1 protein-coding gene is annotated in these 1042 nt (G+C 70.0%); it reads right to left on the minus strand.

Going from position 1 to position 1042, the window contains the following annotated elements:
• On the minus strand, window positions 1-967 hold a 967-nt coding region (locus tag KIH73_RS10760), incomplete at its 3' end, for an IS30 family transposase (protein WP_219083385.1).
• Window positions 968-1042 lie beyond the last annotated feature (75 nt).

A 1042-nucleotide genomic window follows, 5' to 3' on the forward strand; every position in this document is an offset into this window, starting at 1 on the left:
CGAGCTCGTCCTGGGTCAGGTCGTCGAAGCCGGTGCCCTTGGGCAGGTAGCGGCGGATCCGCCCGTTGCGGTTCTCGTTGCTGCCCCTCTGCCAGCTGGAATACGGGTCGGCGAAGTAGGCGGGCATGCCCAGGGCCTCGTCGACCAGCAGGTGGCAGGACGCCTCGCTCCCGTTGTCCCAGGTGCGGTCGACCCGCAGTTCGGGAGGGATCCGCCGGTAGATGTCGTACTCGGCCCGGGCCGTGGCCAAGGCGCTCTTGTCGGGGACGAGGCGGGCGAACAGCTTGCGGCTGGTGCGCTCGACCTGCGTGTCGATGCACGCGCGGGACGGGCGGGCGCCGACCACGGTGTCGGACTCCCAGTGCCCCGGCTCGCGCCTGGAGTCCGCCGCCTTGGGGCGCATCCCGATGGGCACGCGCATCGGGATGCGCGATCCCCTCACGCCGCGCCCCTTCCTCCTGGCGCGGCGGTGCCGGCCGCGCGGCAGGTACTGGCGCAGGTCCATGCCCCTCTGCGGTTTGGCGTAGATCCACTGGTACAGGCATTCGTGGCTGATCCTCATCTCCGGGTCGGCCGGGTACTCGACCTTCAGCCTGCCCTCGACCGGCAGGGGCGACCAGCCGCGGCGCAGCGCGTCCAGCACCCACGGGCGCAGCCGGTCCGAGTCCATGCGCCGGCGCTTGCGGGACGCGCGCCGGCGCCGGTCGGCCTTGCGCTGCGCGGTCAGCGCCGAGTAGAAAGGCCCGGACGTCCACGCCCCGCTCTTCAGCCGTTTCGGCCGGTACGGCCGGTACGACTCGTTCTCGTTGGACGCGAACCACAGGCCGCGTCTCAGCTCCCTGCTCACGGTCGACGGACTCCTGCCGATCGCCTCCGCCGTCCTCCTGACCCCGAGCCCCTGCTCGCAATGCAGTTTCTCGATCTCGACCCGCTCCAACGCCGACAGGTGGGAATACGATTGTGGCACGGTGCAACACCTTCCTTCCGGAACCCAGACACTTCCACACTAGGCAGGTGTTGCACTTTCAAATAGAAACCGGGC

It is taken from the genome of Bifidobacterium phasiani, from assembly GCF_019331775.1.
In the GTDB taxonomy this organism is placed as follows: Bacteria; Actinomycetota; Actinomycetes; order Actinomycetales; family Bifidobacteriaceae; genus Bifidobacterium; species Bifidobacterium phasiani.